14 protein-coding genes are annotated in these 17,201 nt (G+C 71.6%); 4 read left to right on the top strand and 10 right to left on the bottom strand.

The annotated features are described in order from the left end of the window. The 5 genes from ABZ272_RS08905 to eccE all read right to left on the bottom strand — a co-directional run. A partial coding sequence (locus ABZ272_RS08905) for a hypothetical protein (protein ID WP_355049301.1) occupies positions 1-194 on the bottom strand: 194 nt, incomplete at its 3' end. An 11-nt stretch (positions 195-205) separates the two neighbouring features. Next, positions 206-1,132 carry an EamA family transporter RarD gene (gene rarD / locus ABZ272_RS08900; protein WP_355049300.1) on the bottom strand — a complete coding sequence of 309 codons (927 nt, stop codon included), beginning with the start codon at positions 1,130-1,132 and terminating at the stop codon, positions 206-208. 17 nt (positions 1,133-1,149) lie between these two features. Then, positions 1,150-1,626, bottom strand: coding sequence for a GNAT family N-acetyltransferase (locus tag ABZ272_RS08895; protein WP_355049299.1), 477 nt, complete (start codon positions 1,624-1,626; stop codon positions 1,150-1,152). A 108-nt stretch (positions 1,627-1,734) separates the two neighbouring features. Then, positions 1,735-2,121 carry a phage holin family protein gene (locus ABZ272_RS08890; protein ID WP_355049298.1) on the bottom strand — a complete coding sequence of 129 codons (387 nt, stop codon included), beginning with the start codon at positions 2,119-2,121 and terminating at the stop codon, positions 1,735-1,737. A gap of 132 nt (positions 2,122-2,253) precedes the next feature. After that, positions 2,254-4,212, bottom strand: a complete 1,959-nt coding sequence (gene eccE, locus ABZ272_RS08885) for a type VII secretion protein EccE (RefSeq protein ID WP_355049297.1) — start codon at positions 4,210-4,212, stop codon at positions 2,254-2,256. A 290-nt stretch (positions 4,213-4,502) separates the two neighbouring features. Between eccE and ABZ272_RS08880 the strand changes: the two genes are divergently transcribed. Both ABZ272_RS08880 and ABZ272_RS08875 read left to right on the top strand, forming a co-directional pair. After that, positions 4,503-4,823 (top strand): WXG100 family type VII secretion target, encoded by a 321-nt coding sequence (locus ABZ272_RS08880; protein ID WP_355049296.1) that lies wholly within the window; start codon positions 4,503-4,505, stop codon positions 4,821-4,823. Between the two features lie 20 nt (positions 4,824-4,843). Continuing rightward, a complete protein-coding gene (locus ABZ272_RS08875; RefSeq protein WP_355049295.1) occupies positions 4,844-5,137 on the top strand; it encodes a WXG100 family type VII secretion target in 294 nt (97 codons plus the stop codon). Between the two features lie 85 nt (positions 5,138-5,222). Here the strand turns inward: ABZ272_RS08875 and mycP are convergent, their stop codons facing one another. Continuing rightward, positions 5,223-6,440 carry a type VII secretion-associated serine protease mycosin gene (gene mycP / locus ABZ272_RS08870; protein WP_355049294.1) on the bottom strand — a complete coding sequence of 406 codons (1,218 nt, stop codon included), beginning with the start codon at positions 6,438-6,440 and terminating at the stop codon, positions 5,223-5,225. A gap of 152 nt (positions 6,441-6,592) precedes the next feature. On the opposite strand from mycP, the gene ABZ272_RS08865 reads away from it, so the two are divergent. Both ABZ272_RS08865 and ABZ272_RS08860 read left to right on the top strand, forming a co-directional pair. Next, entirely contained in the window at positions 6,593-9,499 is a 2,907-nt protein-coding gene (locus tag ABZ272_RS08865) for an SseB family protein (RefSeq protein ID WP_355049293.1), read from the top strand. Then, positions 9,496-9,861, top strand: a complete 366-nt coding sequence (locus tag ABZ272_RS08860; RefSeq protein WP_030486287.1) for a hypothetical protein — start codon at positions 9,496-9,498, stop codon at positions 9,859-9,861. The genes ABZ272_RS08865 and ABZ272_RS08860 overlap by 4 nt, the downstream gene beginning before the upstream one ends. A 4-nt stretch (positions 9,862-9,865) precedes the next feature. Here ABZ272_RS08860 and ABZ272_RS08855 read toward each other — a convergent pair whose 3' ends face one another. The 4 genes from ABZ272_RS08855 to ABZ272_RS08840 form a co-directional block, all read right to left on the bottom strand. Continuing rightward, a complete protein-coding gene (locus tag ABZ272_RS08855; protein ID WP_355049292.1) occupies positions 9,866-10,798 on the bottom strand; it encodes an alpha/beta hydrolase in 933 nt (310 codons plus the stop codon). A gap of 67 nt (positions 10,799-10,865) precedes the next feature. Then, positions 10,866-11,264: a hypothetical protein gene (locus ABZ272_RS08850; protein ID WP_355049291.1), complete on the bottom strand. Its 399-nt coding sequence runs from the start codon at positions 11,262-11,264 to the stop codon at positions 10,866-10,868. 204 nt (positions 11,265-11,468) lie between these two features. Beyond that, on the bottom strand, positions 11,469-13,904 hold the full coding sequence (locus ABZ272_RS08845) for an immune inhibitor A domain-containing protein (RefSeq protein WP_355049334.1): 2,436 nt from the start codon (positions 13,902-13,904) through the stop codon (positions 11,469-11,471). A 332-nt stretch (positions 13,905-14,236) separates the two neighbouring features. After that, entirely contained in the window at positions 14,237-17,029 is a 2,793-nt protein-coding gene (locus ABZ272_RS08840; protein WP_355049290.1) for an immune inhibitor A domain-containing protein, read from the bottom strand. Between the last annotated feature and the right edge of the window lie 172 nt (positions 17,030-17,201).

Raw genomic sequence — 17,201 nt, 5'->3', positions numbered from 1 at the left:
CGGCCGGATCGACAATGAGTCACCCAAGCGATCATCGACGCCGAACCTAACGGCAACCAGCCGAACCGATCACCACAGACATAGAAGCGTCTTGCACTTTCTGTGGCCCCATAAGGGGAGCAAGGCGACATGTCGACGACAGAAACTGCAAGATCGCCGAGCGTGAGCGCGAGGGCAAGGGCGAGGGCGAGCATGGGCGCGGGGTTTACGGGGTGGGGACGGGGGTGGATAGGTCGGGGGTGCTGCGGGCCTGGCGGGACTGGTGTGCGGCGCGGATGGCGTCGGCGGTGAAGACCACCAGGGCGAGCCAGACCAGCGCGAAGCCGGCGAGGCGGGCCGGCGGCATCGGCTCGTGGAAGATCAGCACACCGCAGGCGAGCTGGAGGATCGGCGCCAGGTACTGGATCATGCCGAGGCCGGTCAGCGGCAGCCGGTTGGCGGCCCCGGCGAAGAGCAGCAGCGGGATCGCGGTGGCCGCGCCGGCCAGCACCAGCAGCGCGGTGTGCCCGGCCGAGACGTGCCCGAAGGTCAGTCCGTCGTGCCGGGACAACCAGGCCAGGTAACCCAGCGCGGGCAGCGCCAGCACCGCCGACTCGACGAACAGCCCCTCGGCGGCGGGCAGCCCGAGCCGCTTCTTGATCAGGCCGTAGCCGGCGAAGCTGAACGCCAGGGTCAGCGCCAGCCAGGGCAGCCGCCCGTAGTCGACGGCGAGCACCGCGACGGCCGACCCACCGATGCCCAGGGCCACCCACTGCGCGGCCCGCAGCCGCTCCCGCAGCACCGTCACCCCGAGCAGCACCACCACCAGGGGGTTGATGAAGTAGCCGAGCGCGGTCTCCACCACCCGGTCGGAGCTGACGCCGTAGATGTACATGCCCCAGTTGACGGCGATGAGCGCCGCCGCGGCGACGATTCCGGCGAGCGCCGCGCGTCGGCGTAGCAGCGCCCGTAGGAAGCCGACGTTGCGCAGCGCGCCGAGCAGCAGGGCCACGAAGAGCACCGACCACACGATCCGGTGGGCGAGGATCTCCAACGGGCCGGTGGGCCGCAGCAACTTGAAGTAGAGCGGGAAGAAACCCCAGAGCAGGTACGCGCCGATGCCGTAGAGGTATCCCAGGCGCAGTGGCGTCACGGCTCCACCGTAAGGGGTTAACCTCCGTTTTGTTCCTTTCCGGTGATGGGGGTCACCGGCGGTCGCCGGTCGAGGTTCATCCACCGTCCGGGAACGTCCAACGGGGTGAAGCCCACCCGCGCGTACACCTCGTGCGCGTCGTTGGTGATCAGCAGGATCCGGCGTACGCCCAGCTCGTCGAGGTGGTCGCGGACCGCGGCCGCCAGCCAGGTGCCCAGGCCGAGCCCTCGCGCGGCCCGGTCGACGTACACGTCACAGAGCCAGGCGAAGGTGGCGCGGTCGGTGACGACGCGGGCCACCGCGACCTGGCTGTCGTCGTCCGTCCGGTAGATGCCGAACGGCAGCGACCCGGCGAACGCCCGCACGACGCTGTCCCGGTCGCGTCCCAGTGCCCAGTACGCGTCGGTGGACAGCCAGTGGTGTACGCGGTCCAGGTCGAGTCGGGCGGGATCGGTGCTGAGTAGATGACCGTCGGGCCGGGTCAGGGTGAACACGTCGGCGACGCTAACCGACCCGAGGGGGCCGTCAGCCGGCCAATTCCCGAACTCTGGTCACCGGACCGCCCTACCCGTCGGGGCCGGGCGGTCCGGGACGGTGGTTGGTCAGTCGCGGTCGAGGACGGCCCCGAGGATCCACGTCACGATGCTCACGAACAGGGCGCCGAGAACGGCGGCCGGCCAGAACCCGTCCACCGAGAACGGCAGCCCAGCCTGGTCGGCGATCCAACTCGTGAGGAGGAACAGCAGCCCGTTCACCACCAGCGCGATGAGGCCGAGCGTGAGCAGGTAGAAGCCGCAGCCAACGGTCTTGATGACCGGCTGGAGCACCGCGTTGACGATGCCGAAGATCGCCGCCACCAGGATCAGCGTGGTGACCGTCTGGACGGCGGAGGTCGATTCCAGGTCGATGCCCGGAATGAGCAGCGTGGCCAGCCAGAAGGCCAGTGCCGTGGTGGCCAGCCGAATCAGCAACCCTTTCAGAAAACCCATGGCGGGGATCGTGCCACGGACCATCCACGGGCGTAACCCGGCAGTTGACCATCGAGGGTGACCGGCCCGCCTCGCGTGGCCGCGCTCAAGCCCCCGAGCGCGGCCGCGTTCAAGCCCCGAGCGCGGCCGCGCTCACGCCCGTGCCGGCCGGCCGATCAGCTGAGCCTCGATCGGGGTCGGGGAGAGCAGCGCCCAGCGCAACGCGCGGCGGTTCACCACCGCCACCATGTCGTCGCGGATGCGGGTCAGCCAGTCGGCCGAGGCGCCCAGGCCCAGCGCCGCGCCGGCCAGCGTCGCCTCCGCCGGGTGCAGCCGCTGGAGCACCGCCAGGTCGGCGCGACTCAACGTGTCCACGTCGGCCGGTGTCAGCTCGTCGCGCACCACGAGGGTGGCCCGCCACGCCGGACCGGGTTCGGTCTCGGCCGGCACCGGTCCGGTGTCGACGATCAGCAGCATCGGCCGCAGTGCGGCGCCGGCCGATTCGGCGACCGGCCGGCCCGGCGGGATGAGCGGAATGGATCCCCCCGGCGCGCCCACCCCCCGTACGAACGGCTCCCACGCGCGGGGTCGCGCCGTCTGCACCACCACCAGCGCCCCCAGGGCCATCGCCCGCAATGCGACGAGCTGCGCGGTACGCACCCCGCCCAGCAACAGCACCCGCGTGCCCTCCGGCCGGAACAGCCGCACGGTGACCGCGCCACCGTGCCGGTTGGTGCCGACCATCATCCCCGCCTCGCCGAGGGTCAGCTCCCAGTCGTCAAGCGCCGCCTCGGGCCGTCCGGCCGAGAGGAGCGCCAGCGGCAGCGTGCCGGCCAGGCCGTCCAGGTGCGCGCCGTCGAGCCGCCGCAGATCCCCGCCCGCGCCGTCGACGAGGCGGCCCAACGCGTCGACGGCCACGGTCAGTTCGGCCGTCGACGTGGCAGCCAGGCGTACGGTCAGCTCGGTCACCGCGTCCGTGCCCGCGGCCGGCCCCACGCAGAGCGACACGGTCGTCGCGGTCACCGGCAGCGTCAGCAGCCGGGGCACCAGCTGCCGCGCCGCCGCCGCACCGGCCTGCGGCCAGCGGACCAGCCGGAACGTCGCCTGGACCAGAGCGCCGGTGCGGAGCGACGGCCAGCCCTGGACTATCGGCTCACCGTCGTGATGGGCCAGCTCGCCCAGGACCCGCAGCGCCGCGGGTACGCCGAGCGGCCGGGCGGTCAGCGGCCCGAGACGACGGATGATCCGGCGGGTGGTGCCGGCGAGCGCCCGGCGCAGCGCCTCCGGCGTCCAGCCGTCCGCCCGCAGCACCCGGACCGCCAGCACCGCCCGCTCCCGCCCGACGAGGCGGCCGTCGGTGAGCTGCCGGTACGAGGTCCCGACCGTGCCGCCCGCCGTCGGTACGGGCGCCGGTGTGCCGGTGAGCAGCAGTTGGATCCGTACCGGTGGCACGTCCGGCCCCGGCGTCGGCAGCAGCGTGGACGGCGCGGGGATCGCCCGGGACGCGTCGCCGAGGAGGTCGCCGGGATCGCCGAGTTCCAGCACCACCACCATGCCGCCGGTGTCCTCCAGCACCGCCGCCGGCCCGCTGGACAACTCGGTCGAGCCGACGACGGCTCCGGGCGCGACCAGGTCGAGCAGTTCGACCGCACCGGCCCGCTCACCCAGTTTGCGACGACGGGTCACGTGCCCGGCGGCGGTGCCCAGCCACTCGAAGAGCCACCGGCCCCGGAACCGGACGCAGGCGGCCGTCACCAGAAGCGTCGCCACCAACAGCGCGGCGATCATGACCGGGGCGCCCTGGCCCGAGGCGGCGAGGACGACCGCCACGGCGACCTGCCCGGTGACCAGTTGGCCCGCGCGCATCCCCGCACCGAGCCGACCGATGGCGGCCCACCGCGCGGTGGTTCGTCGAGCGGGTACGCCGCCTCGGGGAGCGGTGCCGACGAGAGTGCCTGGCGCGGTGCCGCCGATCGTGGTCGGTCCGACGTCCGGTGCGGTGTCGACCGACGAGACGGCGGGGATGTCCGGCCCGGCTGTCGGGGAAGCTGCGGTCGGGCCCCACCCGGCGTCGCTCGCCGGTTGCGCGCCTGAAGTGGTGATCGGCGGCACCGCGCCTCCTCGACCCGGTCTGGACGTGCCCGGCGGCCGACCGCCCCCGGATGCCCGTCACGCGCCGCGACGGGGCTGCCGCACATCGTAGGCGACCGATGGCTGTCGTAGTTGTCCACAGGGGAGAGCCAGGGGGTAGCAGAACCGCTACCAGGCCGCTACCGTCAGCCACGAAGTTCATCGCTGACCCGTGTCCGACCGTGTTCGTCGAGCGGGCCACGCGAGCGGTGCGCTCCCACCGCGGGCGCATTGACAGCCAGGCACGACCGAGGAGACGAGGTGACGTCCGGGTGTCCCAGACCCAGGCAGAAGCAGCGGTGATGAAGCAGACCGCCGCGAGGTTCGAGCAGGTGGACCAGTCGTTGCAGTCCATGCTGACCGGCCTGCTGGCCGAGTTGGAGGTGTTGCAGCAGGCCTGGCGCGGCGCCGGCGGGCGGTCGTTCGAGCAGGTCAAGCGACAGTGGGCAGACGATCAGGCGGCGTTGCACCGCGCGCTGCGGGAGACCGCCGGTGCCATTCGCACCGCGGGTCGACAGTACGACGTCTCGGACGACGAGGCGGCCAGCCGGGTGGCCGGCACCAACCGCGGCGGCATCCAGCTGCCGCTCTGACCTGCCGGGAGGGCATTCCGATGGACAACGGTGTGCTGGTCGTCAACTTTGCCGCGCTGCAACAGGCCGGCGCGGACATTCAGCGGGCGCTGAACACGCTCGACTCGCAGCTCGGCCAGCTCGAACGTGACGCTGGGCCGCTGGTGTCGGCCTGGTCCGGTGACGCCCGCGAGGCGTACGAGCAGCGCCAGGCGCGGTGGCGCTCCGCCTCGCAGGACCTGCAGGCGATGCTGCGGGCCATCAAGTTGGCGGTGGACGACTCCGCTGCCGACTACCTCGACACCGAGAAGAAGAACACCGGGCTGTTCCAGTGACGTCGGTGGGCCGGGAGCGCTGACCATGACCGCGTCGGCGTCCCGGCCGCCCTCGGGCGGGGGCCACGGCGGCGACCGGGTCGGGTCAGGCCGGCTCGGCCGGTCGCCAACGCCGGCGCGCGCCCCGGGGCAGCACGAGGGCCAGCACCACCACGGCGATGGCCGTCACGCCGATCACCGCGCCGGCCACCAGGGCCCGGTCCCGGGCGGTCGCGCGACGCGCCTGGCGGGCCAGCGCTGCCTGATCGGCCCGGTCATCGGCGAGCGCGGCGGCCGATCTGGGTCCGCCCGGCCGGCCGCCGGTCTCGGTGACCGCCCGGTAGGGGTTCAACACGCCGGCCCCGTACCCGCCGCCGTGTCCCGGGCCGGGTGCCGGATCGGCCGTGGCGACGATCCGCTCCACCACCTCGGTGGCGGTCAGCTCGGGTCGGTACGCGCGCAGCAGCGCCGCGGTGGCGGCCACGAACGGCGCGGCGTAACTGGTGCCCTCCACCCGCTGGTGGCCCTGAGCGGGCGCGGCGACGAGCACCTCGCTGCCGGGGGCGACCAGATCGACGTACGCGCCGGTCTGCGAGAAGGTGGCCCGCGCCCCGTCCGCCCCGATCGCGCCCACCCCGAGCACCCCGTCGTACGCGGCGGGGAACGGGCGCGGGTCACCGTTGTCGTGCAGGTTGCCCACGGCGGCCACCAGCACCACGTCCCGTTCGACGGCGTACCGGACGGCGGAACGGACCTGCGGGTCGTCGGCGTACAGGACCACGGAGAGGTTCACCACGTCGGCGTCGTGGTCGACGGCCCAGCGGATGGCGCGGGCGAACTCGCCAGCGCTGACCGTGCGCCCCGATTCCCGGCCCTGCACCACCTGCTGCTCACTCACGCGTACCGGCAGGATCCGGGCGGCCGGCGCCAGGCCGTGGAAGGCGACGTCGGGCTGCGGCGCCGCCGCGATGATGCTCGCCACACCGGTGCCGTGCCCGGCACAGTCCTGGCCGCCGTCCCCACCCGGTTCGAGCAGGTCGGCGCCGGGCAGCACCCGACCGGCCAGTTGGGGGTGCGCCCGGTCGACGCCGGAGTCGACCACCGCGACCGTCACCCCCGCGCCGGTGGTCAGCGGCGCGAGCCGCGCGGGGTCGTACCGCTGCTGGGGCCACGGTGTGGCCTCGACCGGTCGAACGGGCGTCAGTGGGGTCGCGCAGACCGGAGCCGATCGGCGCGGGCCGGCGGCGACGGCCGGACCTGTCGCGCCGGTCAGCAGTGCGACCGCCAGACCGGCCAGGACCGGGCGCGCAATCGACCGGGACATCGACAGCCTCCGTATCGTGTCGGCTCCGGAACGGGATGTTATCGCCTCGCCGCCGCCGGGGCGGACCGCCGCCGGCCAGCCATTGTGATCTTGATGCCACCTTGTAGGTTGTACGCGATACCTGTGGCCTGTTCTCGGGAGGAGAGGTGGCCGTGACCGAATGGGAGCCGGCCACGGAGGCCGAGGTGGCGATGCGGGACGCGCTGCGCGCCAACGACCAGGAGCTCTACTTCCGCCTCCTGTCCCGCACCGATCTGCTGTTGCCCGTCTCCGCCCCGGCATCCTCCGGTCAGGCCGCCGGCTGGGGCACCTGGACGACCGGGGGCCGGACGCACGTACTGGCCTTCACCTCCAGCACCGCGTTGCGGGCCTGCCTCGGCGAGCACGCGGGCACCCACCGGCGCGTCCCGTTCGCCGACCTCGCGCTGGGCTGGCCAAACCACGAGTGGTGGCTCGCGGTCAACCCCGGGCTGCCCGTCGAGGGGTACCTGCCTTCCTGGTTCGTGTCGCAGCTCTCCCGTGGTGACGTCCGGCTGCCGGGCCGCGCCATGGGCGCCCGGGCCCGGCTGGAGCGGGCCGAGACCCTGTCCCGGTTCCGGGCGGGTACGACCGGTCGGGAGGGCCCTCCCGCAGCCGGGTCCGTACCGCCGTCACCGACGGTCCCCGAGGCGACGCCGCCCGGACCGAGGAGCGCGACGCCTCCGGTGTCTCCGCCCGCCGCCTCGGGTCATCCCACCCGCTCGCCCGGCCCGGGTGACCTGCCGCGCCGCTCCGGGGTGGAGGACCTGCCCGCCGCCGGGCCGCCGCAGCCGACCGAACCGCCCCGCGCGGTCCGGCCGGGCGCCGGTGTCGGGCCGGGGGCGAGCCGCACCGCCGCCTCGCGGTACGTGCCGTTGGCCGCCGACCGCACCCGCACCGTCCCGGTCGACCAGCCGACTCCACGTGCCGGCCGGCCGTCCGCGACCCGTCCGGGCAGCGAGGGTGACGGTCCGGCCGTCGGTGGTGGCGTCAACGACGAAGGCCGGCGTTCCTTCTTCGAACCGACGTCCGGTCGTAAGTCTGGCCTGCCCTCGGGTGACAGTCGGACGGGCGACCGGGCCGCGCCGCCGTCGCGGTTCGGGCGCGGCAGTCAGCCCTTTCCGCGCCGCCGCCCCGCCGACGCGCCCGGCGGCGACAGCGCGACCCAGGCCTTCGCGATGCCCGCGCCGGACGCCGGCCGCGGACCGTGGCCGCCCGCGACTGACCTGGGCACATCCCGGGTGGTACGAGCGCCGCTGACCGACGACGAGACCACGCAGCCGCTGCCGCCGCGACGGCCCGACCCGTTGGCCGAGGAGCCCACCCGCGCGTTCCGGGTGCCCGGTCCGGTCAACGGCGGACCGCCACCGGCCCGCCTCTCGGAGCCGGCGCCTGCGGCGGACGAGACCCAGGCGATCCCGCGTGGCCGTCCCGCTGAACGGCGGCGCTTCGAACCGGTGGAGGATCTGCCGCCGTCGGTCGCGGAACCGGTCTCCGGCCCGCCCGCCCCCCGGCGCGGCTTCACGCCCATCGTCATCGAGGGCACCATCATCGAGTCCCGGGATCTCCTCGATCCGCCCGAGGTCGGCACCTTCTTCGAGACCGCCCGGCGACCCGGCCCGACGACCACCGCCCCGCCACCGTTCAGCCCGGCCGTGCCCGACCCGGCTGTGCCGGACCCGTCCGGATTCAGCCCGGCCGTGCCCGACCCGGCTGTGCCCGACCCGGCCGTGTCCGGTCCGTCCGCGCCCGACCCGGCTGTGCCCGACCCGTCCGCGCCGGATCCCACTGCCTGGGCCGCGTCTGGTGGTGGAGCGAGCCTGTTCGAGCCGTCCAGCGTCACCCCGGCCACCGACGCCGGCCTGGGCGGTACCGGCCCGGCCACCGACGCCGGCCTTGGCGATGCCCGTTCAGCCGGTGACGCTGGCTTCGGTGCCGGCGGCGACACCGGTCGGTCGTCCCGATCCCCGGTGGGTTACGAACCCGAGCCGGCACGCCCCGACTCCGACGCGGAGGCGACGATCGCGGACGCCGTCGAGCCTCCGACGGTCGACGAGCCGGCGTCGCCGCAGTTCCAGCCGGCGAACACCGTCGAGGAGGACCTGCTCGGCGCGGCCGGAGCCGGGAGCACGGACACGTTCCTGTCCACCCTGCTGCTGGCCCGTGTGCTGCTGCCGGCGGCGGCGGACTCGAAGCGGGGCAGCCGTCCCGGCGACCCGGGGTTCGTCTGGCGCACCGCCCGCCTCGACGGCGAGACGTACGTGGTGGTCTACACGTCCCCGGAGCGCCTCGCCGACCACGTCGAGGGCGCCGTCGACACGGTCCGGGTGAAGTTCGCCCAGCTGATCCGGCGCTGGCCCGACGAGGACTGGTCGTTCGCCGTGAACCCGGGCACCCCGGTCGGCGCGAAGTTGCCCGGTGACCAGATCGTCGCGTTGGCCAACTGGGCCGCCGAGGTGGGACTCGGCGACGACCTGGAGGTCGACCCGGTGGAACCGGCGGCCGAGGCGGAACCCGCCGCGCGTCCCCGGTACGCCCCGGCGGCGGTGGACCCGGCCCGCCCGACGGTGATGCAGAAGGCGATCGCGCCCAGCCAGCTCGCGTACTACCTGGAGCGGGGGTACGACCGGGTCTCCGGTTTCGTGCACCGGGCCGGTGAGCTGGCCCACCTGACCACGCCGGCCGAGCTGCACGACGCGTTGGGCCTGAACTACCCCGGTTCGCCGTTCGTGCGGGACGCCGAGGAGATCTACGTGCTGCGGTGGCCGGCGCACCGGCCCAGCCTCTACCGAATTCCGTACGGCGGGCAGAACGAGGCGGCGATGCGTGCCATGGAGGGCTGGGTCATCGAGCGCCCGCCGTTCCGGGGTAATGGCTTCGCCCCGGGCGAGAGCAGTGACGTGGTGGCGGAGTTCAAGGTGGACAGCGCCCGCCTTCCGCACGGCGCGCAGCTCTGGCGGATCGGTGGCGACGGTACCGAACGGGTGGTCGCGGTCCTCGACACGGACGCGGTTACCTGGCGGCGGGTTCCGGAGGAGTGATGCGCGACGGTTACGTGGCCCGCTGGCAGGGCCGGGAGTACCAGGCCAGCCCGGACGGCGACGACATCCGCCTGTACCAGCCAGAGCCGGGCGAGGGCTTCGAGGAGGTCCGCGCCGGCCGCTACGTGCGGGTTCTGCCGGCGAGCGAGATCGAGGATCTGGCGTACGTGCGGACCACCTGCACCTGGCAGGGCCAGCCGTTCATCGTGCTCGGCGAGCACGACGCGTGGCTGCGCGTCGAGTACACGGGTGGTCGTTGGCCGGTGGCCGAGGCGATGCGGTTGGAGGTCTTCGACTTCGGCGTCTACCAGGGCTGGGCGCCGGCCGCCGAGGTCACCGACCTGCGCGAGCAGCGGGTCTGACCGGTCACGACTTGGCCCACCGCAGGATCTCGCCGAGCACCACCTCGGGGGCTTCCAGGTGCGGGAAGTGCCCCACCCCGTCCAGCAGACGCCACTCGTACGGCGCGACGACGTACCGGCCCGACCCGAGGGCGGTCCGTGGCAGGGCGGCGACGTCGGCCGCGCCGTGCAGTTGCAGGGTCGGGGTGACCAGCGGCTTCTGCATCAGGCGCACGAATCGGTAGCCGTGCAGCCGCAGCACGGAACGGAAGGCCCAGCGATAGCCTTCCAGCGCGCAGAAAGCGGCCTGCGGGATACGCATCGCCTCCCGACACCGTTCGGCGTACGCCTCGAAGTCCGCGCTGGCGGCCCAGCGCGGGCCGGCCCAGCGGCGCAGGATCTCCTCGACACCCGCCGCGCCGTCCTTCGTGAGCACGTGCTCGTAACGGGGGAGTTGGAACTTCAACGCCGGGGTGGAGGCGGCGAACTGGCCGCGCGGGTCGGCGAAGATCGCGGCGCGCAGTCGTAGCGGGTGGGGTGCGCCGAGGACCACCAGCCGACGGACCAGGGTCGGGTGGAACGACGCCACCGTCCAGGCGACCATGCCGCCGACGCCGCTGCCGACGAGCGTGGCCGAGCGCTCACCGAGGGCCCGGATGAGGCCGGCGATGTCGGCGGCGAGGGTGTAGCCGTCGTACCCCCGGGGTGGTTTGTCGCTCGCGCCGTAGCCGCGCAGGTCCACGGCGACCGCGCGGAAGCCGGCGTCGGCGACCGCGGGGAGCATCTGGTGCCAGGCCCACCAGTGTTCGGGGAAGCCGTGCAGGAAGAGCACCATCGGGCCGGTGCCGGCCTCGACCACGTGGAAGCGGCTGCCGTTGGCACCGACGAAACGGTGCGTCCACGGGCCCTCGGTGAGGACGCAGGACTCGTCGACGGCCTCGCCGCGCTGGTCGGTCATGGTTGACAGCCTAGGACCCCGTCGAGACGCGGCCGTTTCGCCGGCCCGACTGTGACCCTGCGGGGGATCAGACGACCGGGTTGATGTCGACGATGGTGGCCGGGATGCCCGGCCCACAGTCGGCGGCCGGGTCGGCGGGGCCGATGGTCACCCGGACGGTCGTGCCGACGGTGAAGGTGCCCTTGCCGATGCCGTGCAGCGCGTACTGCCGGCCGTCGTCGGTGACGAGGCCGTAGCAGGGGCCGTCGCCGCCCCGGTTGATCCGCCCGGCCAGGGCGTTGGCCCGCCGGGCGTCGGTCGGCTTGCGTGGTGGCCCGGTCGGCGGGCGCAGGGTGGGCAGCGGGACGCGTGAGCGCGACGGACGGCCGGCAGGGGCCGACGGCGTGGCCCCGCTTTCGGTCGGCGCGGCGGAGGCCGGTGGTGCGCTGGTCGCCGGGGTGCCGGACGGGGTCTGTTCGGCGGGCACGGTGCCTCCTTCGTTCCGCGTTCCGGCGCAGCCGGCCAGCGCAAACAGGACGGTCAGACCGACGCCGGTCAGGGTGGTGCGGGTTCGCGGTCGCACGGGTGATCGGACGCGCGCCACCCGGTCGGGGTTCCCTGGAACGGGCGATGCCCGGGCAGGTGACCTGCCCGGGCATCGCCGTGGTGCGGGTGGTGCCTGATCGAAGGATCAGTTGAAGCGGACGGTGGTGTTGATTCCGTCCTGCGACACGACCTTGATCTTGGTGCCGGTGGCCGGAACCTTGACACCGTGGTTCGGCAGCTCCGGGTACCAGTACTGCTTGGTGTCGTCGAACAGCGGCTGCGCCGCCTGGCCACGGACGTAGTTGGCCTGGCTGTTGATGTGCAGCGTGAACGAGTCCGCCTTCTTCAGGCTGAACGGAGCGTCGTAGACCTGGACGCGGGCCCGCCAGGGGGCGCCGGTCAGGTTGTAGGACGGCTCCGGGTGGGCGTCGATGATCATGTTCCGACCCTCACCCGGGTGCGCGAACGTGTCGTTGTCCGACCACCGCAGGTTCCAGTACGAGATCAGCAGACCCTCCTGGTACGCGTAGTGGTCCACCAGGTCCGGACGGGTGTTCTGGTAGCCGAAGTAGTACGGGCCGGTCTTGAGGTACTTGTCGTACGAGGTGTACGACCGGGTGCCGGCGATGTAGAAGTTCTCGAACGCCTTGGTGTAGGTGGCCGAGGCGATCTCGAACTTCCCGGCGAAGGTCCAGCCGTTGGCGCCGTTCTCGCCGCCGTCGGTGAACACGGTCTGGCCGTCGGCGGTCACGGTGATCGCGTCACCGTAGAAGCCGCCCCGGGACAGGCCGCCATCGGTCTGGTAGCGCAGCCGGAACTGCACGACCTTGCCCGCCGCGGAGTTCATCGGAATGTTGACGTCGACCCACCTGCCGCCGCTGGAGCCGTCCAGGGCGAATCGCCCGGGGGAGATCTCCTTCAGCGGGTTGCCGTTGGCGGTGCCGGGCAGGGTCGCCCAGGTCTTGCCGCCGTCGGTCGACGCCTCGAAGAACAGGTAGTCGAAGTTGGATTCGATGTTGTAGCGGCCCTTCATGGTCAGGGCGGCCGACGACTTCCCGGTGAGGTCCAGCGTCCGGGTCATCGTGCTGTTGAGGTTGTCCTCGTTGCCGGTGAAGAACTGCTTGCTGCCCTCGAACGGCGCACCGTTCGAGAAGGTGTAGTCCCGCTTCGGGAGTACGACGACCGCGGCCTGCGCCTCGGGCGAGTTGTACTCCTGCGGGCCGAGGACCAGCGTCTTCTTCTGCCCCGCGACGACGGTCTCGTAGTCGAGCCAGCCGAGCTGGAACTTGTTCCACGCGCCGAGGTCGCCACCGCGCTCGCCGATGCCGCCGTCGTTCTTGGCGCCGAGCCGGCTCTGGGCCATCAGGGTCCAGTGCTCGTTGTTGTTGTCGCCACCGTTGATGACGTTGTAGTCGTCCGGCAGACCGAGGTCATGGCCGTACTCGTGGTAGAAGACGCTCCGGCCACCGTTCTCCGGCTGGATGGTGTAGTCACCGATCCAGACGCCGGTGTTGCCGATCTGGGTGCCACCGCCGGGGAAGGTGTCCGGGCCGGTGTTGCCCTGGTCCGAGGCGAACGCGTACCACCGGTGGCTCCAGATGGCGTCCTCACCCTGGATCGGGTCACCGTCGGCCTGGTCGCCGCCGGAGTGGACGATCTGGAAGTGGTCGATGTAGCCGTCCGGCTCGTTGAAGTTGCCGTCGCCGTCGTAGTCGTACCGGTCGTACTGGTCCATCGACTTGACGTCGGCGGCGATCTGCGCGTCGGTGCGGCCGGCGGCCTTCTGGTCGGCGACCCACTGGTTGGCGGCGTCCCGGACCAGGTCCCAGGTGTTGTCGCAGACGTTGCTGTCGCAGACCGCCGGGTCGTTGGCCGGGTTGGCGGCGTCGTCGTCGGCGATCGGGTCGTCGGAGCGGCCGTACCGGGCCTCGTTGTACTTGACCTTGACCCAGTCGGTGACCTCGCCCTCGACGCTGTAGCGACCGGAGGACTGGGCCTCGTAGTACTGCTTCAGCGACTCGTCACCCGGGTTGGTGCCGAAGTAGAGCTGCCGGTAGTGGTCGGCGGTGTAGTCCGGCTGCCAGACGGTGGAGTTGTCCACGGCCCGGTTGGGCGCCGGGATCTCGTTGTGCAGTGGACCGGTGAACTTGGTCGGCCCCGCGGTGTTGGGGTCGATGTTCTTGTCCGGGTAGTCCGGGTGCCGCTCGTTGCCGAACTCGGCAAGGATCACGAAGATCTTGTCGGTCCGCTCGCGGGAGAGTTCGACGTACTGGTCCTCGGTCTGAGCCGTGCCCGCCCCGGTGGTGCGGGCGGCGGCCCCGTCGGCCTGGGTCTTACCGACCTTGACGACCGTGCTGCCGTTGATCTTCTCTGCCTTGGACTTGCCGGCCAGGACCTTGCTCAGGCCCTCCTGGCGCAGCGCTCGCCGCTTGTCCTCCAGCGGGTTCGGCAGGTCGTGGTCGGCAAGGGCGGGCTCGGCGACCGACGGAGCGGCCGTCGGCAACTTCGGCTGCGGCGCGGCACTGGCGGACGGTCCGAACGCCAGCCCCGTCGCCGTCAGCGAAAGCCCGAGCAGACCCACTGCGACTTTGCGCACGTGGTACCTCCGGTGTGAGGGAACCGACCCAACGGGGGTACGGGTCGGTGAAAGTCGATCCCACTAGTGGGACCATTGGTGAACATAGACACTGCTGCGACGGGTGGGAAGATGCGCGCGTCGATTTGTTGCAAGATTTTGTTGGGAATGCTTTTCACCGTCACACCCCCGCGCTTCATCTGCGCTCGAGTCAGGGTGGACCGGGTGGCTGCTTCCGCAACGATGTATTTCGATCAATAAGATCAGATGAAACGACAGTGGGGCCGGTGGCGTTCCCGCCACCGGCCCCACCGTCAGTTGCCGAACCCGTTAAACCGTCACTTCGTCGCCGGGGTGACGTAGATCGTGGCGGACGAGTTGTCCTTCGCCGCCTTACGGATCGTCAACGAGACGCCGTTCTGCACGCCAGCGTCGGCCGGGTTGCCCGTGCCGAGCACGATCGCGCCGCCGCCCAGCGTCACGCCGTAGTAGTCCGGCGCCGGGCTACCGTCCGGGTTGGTCACCCGGGTGGTGTACGGCGCGTTGCCACGCGACGGGATCACGACGGAGGCGTCGTTGTCCCGGGCGTACGCGGCACCGTCGCGGATCTCGATGCCCGGGTACCAGCCCTTGGCGTCGGTGAAGCCCTTCACCGGCGGCAGCGCCTTGAACTTCGTGCAATACGCGCTGTACGGCTCGCCCGCCGCCTCCAGGCACTCCGTGAAGGGGTACGTCTTCTGGAGCGTGAAGGCCGCGTTCGACGACTGCGGACGGCTGGGCAGGTTGTCCGTCACCGACGGGTCCTTCTCGGCCGCCGTGCCGGTACGCCGGTACGGCTCGTTGTGCGAGTCGACGATGAGCAGCCCGCCCTTGGCGCCGTAGCTCGGCAGCGAGGTCATCTGACCGGTGACGTGGTTGACGTCGCCCAGCGCGCTGTCCCGGTACCACACCAGCATGCCCGGCGCGTTGTAGGAGATCCGGTCGACCTTCCACGCGTCGCGCGAGTAGATGGTGTCGTAGGCGTACTTCAGGCCCTTGTCGAAGCCGTCGAAGTTGCGCCACTCGGCCAGGTAGTACTGCGCGTGCACCTCGGTGCCGCCGGAGACCTTCCAGCCCGCGCCGGTGGTGTCGACGAAGGTGCCGCCGCTGGTCGTCCAGCCGTTGGCGCCGCCCTCGACGTCGTCGCTCCAGGTGGTGGCGCCGCCACCGGTGACCGAGAAGTCGTCGACGAACCAGTTGCGCTCCTCGAACGCCTCATCGGTGGCCAGGCGCAGTCGCACCTGGACGGTCTTGCCCGCGTACGCCGACAGGTCGACGTAGTCGTGACGCCAGCCGTCGGTGCTGCCGGTCAGGCCGTACTTCTTGCCACCGAAGTCGTTCATCCGGCCGTTCGGGTCGCCGTAGTTGTCCGGCGTCGTGACGACCGTGCCGTCCTCTGCGTACACCTTCTGCTCGGACCAGGTGGTGCCGCCGTCGGTCGACAGCTCGAGGAAGCCGTAGTCCCAGTCCTCTTCGATGATGTAGTTGTTCCACATCCAGAACTTGGAGTCCGCGGCGTTGGGCACGTCCACCGAGCGGCTCAGCTTGACGTCGGCCCAGCTCTGGTCGTTGTTGCTGTGCCACATCTTGGTGCCGCTGTGCGGGGTGGCCAGCACGGTCACCTTGTCCGGCAGGTCGACCTTGATGCCGTCCTCGGCGTCGATCGGCGTACGCGAGGTCTGCCCGAGCTTGACCTCGCGCGGGTTGGAGCCCGGACGGATGGTCAGCGGGTCGGCCCAGCCGAGCACCCACTTGTCCCAGATGCCCATGTGCGTCGGCAGCGCCTGGAAGATCTCACCCGAGTGCGATCCGGAGGCCATCAGGTCCCAGAAGTCGACGTCGGAGTCGGCGTTGCCGGAGGTGTCGTAGAGGTCCGGCAGACCGAGGTCGTGACCGAACTCGTGGGCGAAGACGCCGACGCCGGCGTCCTCCGGCTGCACGATGTAGTTCGACACCTTCAGGCTGGTGCCCGGGATGGTGTAGCCACCCGGCACCGAGGAGGAGTGCGCCCACACGGCGTACGTGCCCTGGCTGCCGCCGCCGCTCGACTTGCCCTTGCCGGCGTGCACCAGCACGAGGTGGTCGATCACGCCGTCCGGCTCGAAGAGGTTGCCGTCACCGTCGCGGTCGGCCTGGTCTTCCTTGTCGTAGTCGGCCCACGGGAAGGTCGGGTCCTTGGCGGCGAGCGCCTCGATCGCGTCACCGGCCAGCCGGCTCGCGCCGGCCGGGTTGTCCGGGTGGCCGTTCATCGACTGCTCCCGGCCGGGCACCCAGTTGCCGTTCTCGTCCTGGGTGCAGCGGTTGGCCGCGTACCAGCCCTCGGAGTGCGGCACGGTGATCCACGGGCTGGCCTGCCCGTCGACCGTGTACGCGTTCTTGGACATCTCCAGGTACATGTTGTGCATCGTGCGACCCGAGATGTCGATGCCCTTCTTGCCGTCCGGGCCCTTGAGGTCCGTACGGACCCGGTCGGTGATGCCCTTCTTGCTGTACAGCATCTTGTTGTAGTGCGACGGCGAGAAGTCCGGCACCCACATCGAGTTGTTGTCCTCGTGGGTGAGCCGCGACGGGTCCGGGATCTTGTTGTGCTTCGGCCCGTTCTGCACGGTACCTGGAACGCAGGTCCGGTCCTCGAACACCGTCTTCGGGACCATCACGTTGGTGAAGTCGTCGTTGGCCTTGTCGTTGAACTCGACCAGCAGTGTCAGCAGCTTCGCCGTCTGCGTGGTGGGCGCCTGCTTGATCTGGCGCGGGCTCTTGCCCGTCTTGATCGACTTGGCCTCGATCTGCGCGAGCTGGCGGGCCGTCACCGGGTTGCCCCGCGCGTGCTTCTGGTCGAACGCGCGGGCGTCGTCGACCTTGGGGGTGTAGACGCCGTTCTTGCCCTTGACCTCACGGCCGGAAGTGTCCGGCTGGACCTCGGGCTCGGCGTAGTTGATGTAGTACTCGTCAGCCCCGATCACCGCCCGGGGGGTGGTGGACGGCTGTGCCGCCGCACTGCCACTCACGGTCAGTGACGTGGCCGCGAGGGCGATGACGGGCAGCGCGACGAGTAGTCGTCGACGCGACCCCGGTTGGGAGTTTCTGTTCATGCCGCTCCGTTTCTCGGGCATGGGCGAGGGAAGCCGGCGGACTCCGTGCACGCAGCGTCGCGTCGAGGGCCAGCCGACCTTCGTGAAACTAAATGAGAATCCTGCCGAACGGCGGGAACGTGATGCAGGCGTTATCCGTCCAACCGTCGGCCAGCGGCGCGTGGGGTGGTCG

The sequence above is a fragment of the Micromonospora sp. NPDC005979 genome (assembly GCF_040614415.1).
Taxonomy (GTDB): Bacteria; Actinomycetota; Actinomycetes; order Mycobacteriales; family Micromonosporaceae; genus Micromonospora.
Note: the sequence above shows the minus strand (reverse complement) of the source record. Positions and strands in the feature narration are given on the sequence as shown.